This is a genomic window from Actimicrobium sp. GrIS 1.19 (assembly GCF_035984655.1).
Classification (GTDB): domain Bacteria; phylum Pseudomonadota; class Gammaproteobacteria; order Burkholderiales; family Burkholderiaceae_D; genus Actimicrobium.
In genome coordinates this window covers 1-2,080 of record NZ_JAXCHT010000074.1, presented here as the reverse complement: position 1 = coordinate 2,080, position 2,080 = coordinate 1, and the positions used below count along the sequence as shown (strand labels likewise).

The 2,080-nt window shown below is 58.8% G+C and carries 2 protein-coding genes; both read left to right on the top strand.

Going from position 1 to position 2,080, the window contains the following annotated elements; genetic code table 11:
• Nucleotides 1-91: 91 nt before the first annotated feature.
• Nucleotides 92-1,189: an IS21 family transposase gene (gene istA / locus RCH09_RS19530; protein ID WP_326942809.1), complete on the top strand. Its 1,098-nt coding sequence runs from the start codon at nucleotides 92-94 to the stop codon at nucleotides 1,187-1,189.
• Nucleotides 1,186-1,971: an IS21-like element helper ATPase IstB gene (gene istB, locus RCH09_RS19525; protein ID WP_326942808.1), complete on the top strand. Its 786-nt coding sequence runs from the start codon at nucleotides 1,186-1,188 to the stop codon at nucleotides 1,969-1,971. The genes istA and istB overlap by 4 nt, the downstream gene beginning before the upstream one ends.
• The last annotated feature ends 109 nt before the right edge of the window (nucleotides 1,972-2,080 follow it).

The window sequence follows — 2,080 nt, the reverse complement described above, 5'->3', positions numbered from 1 at the left end:
TGTCAGCAGCGGATGTAATCTGACACAGTGCGGCGATTGAAATCTGATACACCGATTTGATTTGAGATGATGGTGGCTTTTCGGAGCTGCCTTGAAACCAAACGAGGTGTATGTGGAAATTCAATGCTTGAAGAAACACGGATTTAGCCTGCGGAAGATTGCGGCTGAAGTCGGCTGTGCGGTCAACACGGTGCGTCGTCACCTGGCATTGGAAACGGTACCGAAATACGAACGCAAGGTGAAGCGCGAGACCAAGCTCGGCATCCATGAAGCGTATTTGCGTGAGCGGCAGAGCGCCGCGCAGCCGGACTGGATTCCGGCCACGGTGCTCTACCGTGAGATTGTCGAGCGCGGCTATCAGGGCGGCCAGAGTCAATTACGTGCATTCATGCGGGCATTGCGGCCGGCACTGCCGGTCGGTCCGGTGGTGCGTTTCGAGACGGCCATGGGCGAGCAATTGCAGGTGGATTGGGTCGAGTTTCGCAAGGGGGCCAAGCCGTTGCATGCGTTTTGCGCGACGCTGGGGTTCAGCCGCGCCAGCTATGTCGAGTTTGTCAGCGACATCAAGGTGGCCACGCTGATCGGCTGCCACGAGCGCGCTTTCGCCGCCTTCGGTGGCATCCCGCGTCGGGTTCTGTACGACAACATGAAGACGGTGGTGCTGGAACGCGATGTCTATGGAGAGGGCCAGCACCGTTATCACGCCGGCTTTCTCGACTATGCCGGCCACAGTGGTTTCGTCATCAAGTTATGCCAGCCATATCGTGCCCAGACCAAAGGCAAGGTCGAGCGATTCAATGGCTATCTGCGTCGGTCGTTTTATGTGCCGCTGGCCAGTCAGCTGGCGCAAAGTGGACAGCAGCTCGACGTCCTCACGGCCAACATCGCTGTTGCAAGCTGGCTGGCACAGGTGGCCAATGTCCGCGTTCACGGCACGACGCAGGAGCAACCCGCCGAACGACTGCGCGAGGAAGTAAAGCACTTGCAGCCGCTGGCAACACCGTGGCGCGGCGATATCGCTGCTGCCCGGCCACAAGCCAGAGAACTGGCCGCGCCTGCTTCGGCACCGACAACGCGCCCGGCAGTCGTCGTCGCGCATCTCGCCGAACCGGTACCGATGCAACACCCCCTGGCCGTCTACGACCAGCTCCTTCTGGCATTAACGATGCCGCCGGCGGTGTCCTCATGAACCTGCAACAGGAACGTATCAACCAGTTGTGCGAGGCACTCAGTCTGCCCTTCGTGGCGCAAGGCTACGGTTCGGCATCGCAAAAGGCAGCCAGCCAGGAGCTCGCTTACAGCGACTTTCTGGAAGGACTACTGCGGGAAGAAATGGCTGGGCGGACCGCACGCAAGCAAAGCATGATGACGCGCATGGCGGGCTTTCCGGCGATCAAGACGCTCGATCAGTTCAACTACGACTTCGCCAAGGGCGTCAAGCGCAGCCAGATCGAGGAGCTGGCCGGACTGGGCTTTATCGAACGACGCGAGAACGTGGTGCTGGTCGGACCGAGCGGCGTGGGCAAGACGCACCTGGCGATGGCGCTTGGCTACAAGGCCACGCAGGCCGGGATCAAGACGCGCTTCATGACCGCTGCCGATTTGCTGCTGACACTGACTACGGCGCATGTGCAGAATAATTTGAAGGCCGTGATGCATCGCACGATCAAGGCTTATCGCCTGCTCATCATTGACGAAATTGGCTACCTGCCGATGAACCGCGAGCAAGCCAATCTGTTCTTCCAAGTGATCGCAGCGTTGTACGAACGGGGCAGCCTCATCGTCACCAGCAATCTGCCATTTGGACAATGGGATACGACATTTGCACAGGACACGACCTTGACGGCGGCACTGCTGGATCGGCTGCTCCATCATGCCCATATCGTCCCCATCGCCGGCGACAGCTATCGGCTCAAACATCAGCGTCATGCCGGGATGGTGCAACTGGATCGGAAGAATGATGTGTCGTGATTGACGTGGGTGGGGAAGTAGCAAACCGGCTTCGGCCGGACAACGGGGTGTATCAGTTTTAAATCGCTGGCGGCTTGAAAACTGTATCAGTTTTGAATCGTTGTTGACA

Excerpts from the sequence above, each read along its gene's own strand:
- istB (WP_326942808.1), top strand. The coding sequence starts at position 1,186 with ATGAACCTGCAACAGGAACGTATCAACCAGTTGTGCGAGGCACTCAGT.